The following is a 5,118-nucleotide window of genomic DNA, read 5'->3' on the forward strand; positions in this document are numbered from 1 at the left end:
TACAGGCGATATTGACAATAGAGGATTTATTAGAGTAAAAGAAGAATTAGAGTCAATGGGGCTTGTAGTGGCATACAAAGTATTTGAACTGCCAAGCTTTGATGTTGTAATTGCCATTTGGGAAGATAAAAATGAAATACCTCCACTTTATGTGGAAGTTACTGTTTCAGAACGCGAAGATTAAATATGTCAAATTTAACTAAAGAAGATATTCTCAACATATTGACAGCAACTGACAAGGATATTGTTAAATATATGTTAGAAACTGCAAAATATAGGGAGAATAATCTCATTACTTATTCTAAAAACATTTTCATACCATTAACTGAAATTTGCAGAAATAACTGCGGATATTGTAATTTTAAAAAAAATCCAAATGACCCTAAAGCAATCATTCTTAAAAGCAAGGATGAAGTATTGGCAGATTTAAAAGAAGCTGAAAAATATGGTTGTAAAGAAGCCATGTTTGCTTTTGGAGAAGATGCTGATGAAGAAGAAATTGTTCGTTTAAGACTGAAAGAATTTGGATATGATAAAATGATTGATTATATCGTAGACATCTGCCAAATGACCTTAAATGAAACTAACCTTCTTCCCCACACAAATGGTGGAAATTTCAGTTACAATGATTTGAGAAGATTAAAAGAAGTTAATGCTTCAATGGGACTGATGCTTGAAAATTCATCAAATAGATTGATGGAATTACCTGCCCACAACAAAAGCCCTGGGAAAAACCCCAAATTAAGATTAGAAACTATTTCAAATGCTGGAAAATTAAAAATTCCATACACCACCGGCATTTTAATAGGCATAGGTGAGACAAAAGAAGAAATAGCTGAATCATTACTTGCAATTAAAAAAATTCATGACGAATATGGTCATATTCAAGAAGTTATTATTCAAAATTTCACACCAATTCCCGGAATTGAAATGGAAAAATGGACACAACCAAGTCTTTTGGATATGATTAGAACAGTTATTGCAGGATGCTTATTATTTAAAGATACTGACATCAGCATACAAGTCCCACCCAACCTGAACAATGATACTGCACAAATATTTTTACTTTGTGGTGCTGATGACTGGGGAGGAGTTTCACCGGTAAGTCCCGATTTTGTTAACATCACATCTCCATGGCCGGGAATCGATGAACTTGAAAACTTAACAAAAGATGCTGGATTTGAGCTAACTGAAAGATTATGTATTTATGAAAAATACATTAACCTGGAATGGTTAAACGAACAGATATTAGAAAAGATAGTTAATCTATCCTAACATCGACAACAACATGCTCCACACCCGGAGCGTATTTTTTAATTTTATTAATTTTTAATAATTCAACATCACGATTACCCGCTTGAGAAATAATTCTTTCAATAGGTCTCGTCTTCATCAATTTTTCCGGAACCGTTTCATGATAATGCAATATTCCACCGTCATTTAAACTGTTAATGGCAACTTTTAAATAATGGTGAGTTGTTTTAACATATCCCATTACAATACGATCTGCTTTGAATTTTGGAGCATGTTCCATGCAATCGCCTAAGATTGGAGTTATATTATCTAATTTATTTAATCGAATATTCTCATTCAAGTAGAAATATGAATTAGGATTTATTTCAATAGAATAAATATGTTTAGCATTTGAATGAACTCCGATAGGAATAGAAAAATAACCTATTCCGGCAAACATGTCTAAAACAATTTCACCGTCACCAACCAACTTCGCGATTCGTAATCTTTCATTGTTATTACCTTTAGACCACATCACTTTTGCTAAATCCAGCTTAAACAAACATCCATTTTCTTTATTTATTGTCTCAGTTTCACTGCCATATAAAACATTATAAATAGGTTCCCGTTTAGTTCCCGCAATATGGTCTATTTTCATTATAGTTTTCGCATTATGTTTTTTTGATAGAAATTCCAAATCTTCATTTGATTCATAATGAAATTTAGTATCTACAATTAATATATCGCCAATTAGTTTCCATTTCAATTTATTCACCTGAAATAAGAAAAGTTTATATATACAAATAGATAATATTAATATTGTTAGTTTATACTAATAATTGATTCTGATTTTAAATAAAATTAATATAAGATATAGTTAATTGATTTATTATATTCAACCTATAAAGTAGTTGAAATTAGATATTTTAAATACTATATGAGGTGTATTTAAATGGATGATAAAATATTAGAAGGTACAACAACCGTCGGAATCACTTGTAAAGATGGAGTTGTATTTGCAAGCGAAAGAAGAGCTAGTATGGGAAACTTAGTAGCTCACAAAGTCGCAGAAAAAATATTTAAAATTGATGATCATATTGTAACTACCATTGCAGGTTCAGTTGGAGATGCTCAAAGTTTAATGAAAGTAATTGAAGCAGAAGTTTCTCTTTATCAAATGAGAAACAATGATGATATTAGCGTTAAAGCTGCTGCATCATTAACTGCAAACATATTACGTTCAGGACCAATGTATGTTCAGACATTACTTGGTGGAATGGACGGAGACAAACCATCTCTTTACTCATTAGACCCTGCGGGTGGAATGATTGAAGACACTTATATCTCAACTGGATCAGGTTCTATCGTTGCATACGGAGTTCTTGAAGACAGATTTAGAGATGACTTAACAACTGATGAAGGAATTGAAATAGCTATAAGAGCTATTAGAGCTGCTGCAGAACGTGACACATACTCAGGTAATGGGTATTTAGTTGCTAAAGTAGATGCAAACGGCTTTGAAATGTTAGATAATGAAAAAATTAATGAGATTCTAGAAAAAATATAAGTAAGCTAATTTTTCATAACTAACTATTTTTTTATATAAACAGTGTAGATAGTTTATGAAATTTAACTAGTTATAGCTTAAAGCTTTTCATAAACTATAATAACTACACAAACTTTTTTTGAAGGGATTATATGACTTCAGATATTTTAGAAGATATTAAAAAAGAGATTTTAGAAAAACTACCTAAGGAAATTCAAGTTTCAAAGGTTGAATTTGAAGGTCCTGAAGTTGTAGTTTATACTAAAAATCCGGAAATCATAACTGAAAATGGCGATCTTATAAGATCACTTGCAAAAGAACTTAGAAAAAGACTTATTATTCGATCCGACAAATGCGCATTACTTGAACCCGAAGAAACCATTAACAAAGTTCATGAAATAGTGCCTGACGGAGCTGAAATTACTGACATTTATTTTGATACTGTGACTGGTGAAGTAGTGATTACTGCAAAGAAACCGGGATTAGTTATTGGAAAATATGGAGTAACATCAAGAAACATCGTTAAAAATACTGGATGGGCACCAAAAATCCTAAGAACACCACCAATCAGTTCAGATATTATAGGAAAAATTAGAACCATACAAAAAAATAGCAGTAAAGAAAGAAAAAAGATGTTGCAACGTCTTGGACGTCAAATTCACCAAGGAACCAAACATCCAAATGATTGGGCAAGAGTTACATCAATGGGAGGATTTAAAGAGGTTGGACGTTCATCAATGTTACTGCAAACACCCAACAGTCGTGTTTTATTAGATTGTGGCGTAAATGTTGCTGCATCAGACAATAAAACCGCATTCCCCTATTTAAACGCTCCAGAATTTTCAATTGAAGAATTGGATGCAGTCATTATTTCTCACGCCCACTTAGATCATTGCGGATTTGTACCTTACCTTTATCATTACGGATATGAAGGACCTGTTTATTGTACAACCCCAACAAGAGATTTGACCACACTTTTACAATTTGACCACTTAGATATAGCTCACAGAGAAGGCAATCCCTTACCATTTACATCAAAACATGTAAAACAAGCTATCAAGAATACAATCACTTTAGATTACGGAGAAGTTACTGATATTTCACCAGACATAAGGTTAACATTACATAATGCAGGTCACATTCTAGGTTCAGCGATATCACACATGCACATTGGAGATGGGGCTCACAACTTGGTTTATACAGGAGATTTCAAATATGAACCTTCAAGATTGCTTGAACCTGCAACCATTAGATTCCCTCGTGCTGAAACTGTAATTATGGAAAGTACATATGGTGGAAAAGAAGATGTGCAACCATCTAGAAATAATGCTGAAAAAGAAATGATGAAAACCATCTATAAAACACTTAAACGTGGTGGAAAAGTATTAGTTCCAGTATTTGCTGTGGGAAGAGCACAAGAGCTCATGGTTGTTTTAGAAGAATACATGAGACACGGATTAATTGAAGAAGTTCCAATTTATATTGACGGAATGATTTGGGAAGCAACTGCAATCCACACTGCAAGACCAGAATACTTAAGTAAAGACTTAAGAGATCAAATTTTCCATATGGGAAGAAACCCATTTGTTTCAGAAATGTTTGAAAAAGTTCAAAATCATGACCAAAGAAAAGAAATTGTTGAAAGTAAACAGCCAGCAATCATCTTATCAACTTCAGGTATGTTAACTGGAGGAAACTCCGTCGAATACTTCAAATGGTTATGTGAAGACGAAAAGAACACATTAATATTTGTAGGATACCAGTCTGAAGGATCAATGGGTAGAAGAGTGCAAAAAGGATGGAAAGAAATCCCGCTCGAAGATGATGATGGAAGAACTAGGCAATTCTGTGTTAAAATGCAAGTTAAGACAATTAATGGATTTAGTGGACACTCAAACAGAAGACAACTAATGGAATATGTAAAAAGACTTAATCCAAGACCGGAAAAAGTCATTACATGCCATGGAGATCCATACAAAGCAGTGGATTTGGCATCATCCATCCACAGGAGTTATAAAATCGAAACTAAAACCCCTGTTAATTTAGATTGCGTTAGAATACAGTAGTTGAAAAAACAATTAAATACTTAATTAAACAAATTATATTGTATAAAAATATTGTTAAACACAATATTATTTTATTTATTTTAAAAAAATGAACGAATTAAGCTTATAGGTGTTAAAATGGTTACTTATTCAGAATCTGGTGTTGATATAGACCTTGAGGCTGTGACTGTTTCAAAGTTGGCAGATAAACTTAAATCAACATTATCATGTAGAGACATCATCACCGACAGCGGCCATTATGCTGCATTAGTTAAATTAGGAGACAAAGCTATT

The 5,118-nt window shown here is 32.6% G+C and carries 5 protein-coding genes and 1 pseudogene; 5 read left to right on the plus strand and 1 reads right to left on the minus strand.

From position 1 onward, the window contains the following. Together Q4Q55_RS09375 and cofG are read left to right on the plus strand one after the other, a co-directional pair. The coding region (locus tag Q4Q55_RS09375; RefSeq protein ID WP_303372548.1) for a DUF2120 family protein at window positions 1-184 on the plus strand (184 nt) is incomplete at its 5' end. A gap of 2 nt (window positions 185-186) precedes the next feature. Then, entirely contained in the window at window positions 187-1,275 is a 1,089-nt protein-coding gene (gene cofG, locus Q4Q55_RS09380; protein ID WP_303372549.1) for a 7,8-didemethyl-8-hydroxy-5-deazariboflavin synthase subunit CofG, read from the plus strand. On the opposite strand, the gene Q4Q55_RS09385 is transcribed toward cofG, so the two are convergent. Further along, the gene (locus Q4Q55_RS09385) at window positions 1,262-1,999 is read right to left on the minus strand and encodes a class I SAM-dependent methyltransferase family protein (RefSeq protein WP_303372550.1); all 738 of its coding nucleotides are present in this window, start codon (window positions 1,997-1,999) and stop codon (window positions 1,262-1,264) included. The two genes, cofG and Q4Q55_RS09385, sit on opposite strands and share 14 nt — an antisense overlap. 186 nt (window positions 2,000-2,185) lie before the next feature. On the opposite strand from Q4Q55_RS09385, the gene psmB reads away from it, so the two are divergent. The 3 genes and pseudogenes from psmB to Q4Q55_RS09400 form a co-directional block, all read left to right on the plus strand. Next, window positions 2,186-2,800 carry an archaeal proteasome endopeptidase complex subunit beta gene (psmB, locus tag Q4Q55_RS09390; protein WP_303372551.1) on the plus strand — a complete coding sequence of 205 codons (615 nt, stop codon included), beginning with the start codon at window positions 2,186-2,188 and terminating at the stop codon, window positions 2,798-2,800. A 131-nt stretch (window positions 2,801-2,931) separates the two neighbouring features. After that, window positions 2,932-4,845, plus strand: a complete 1,914-nt coding sequence (locus tag Q4Q55_RS09395; protein ID WP_303372552.1) for a beta-CASP ribonuclease aCPSF1 — start codon at window positions 2,932-2,934, stop codon at window positions 4,843-4,845. Between the two features lie 117 nt (window positions 4,846-4,962). After that, window positions 4,963-5,118, plus strand: a pseudogene (locus tag Q4Q55_RS09400) (phosphoribosylformylglycinamidine cyclo-ligase); the annotation flags it as partial.

The organism is Methanobrevibacter sp., assembly GCF_030539555.1.
Lineage (GTDB): Archaea > Methanobacteriota > Methanobacteria > Methanobacteriales > Methanobacteriaceae > Methanocatella.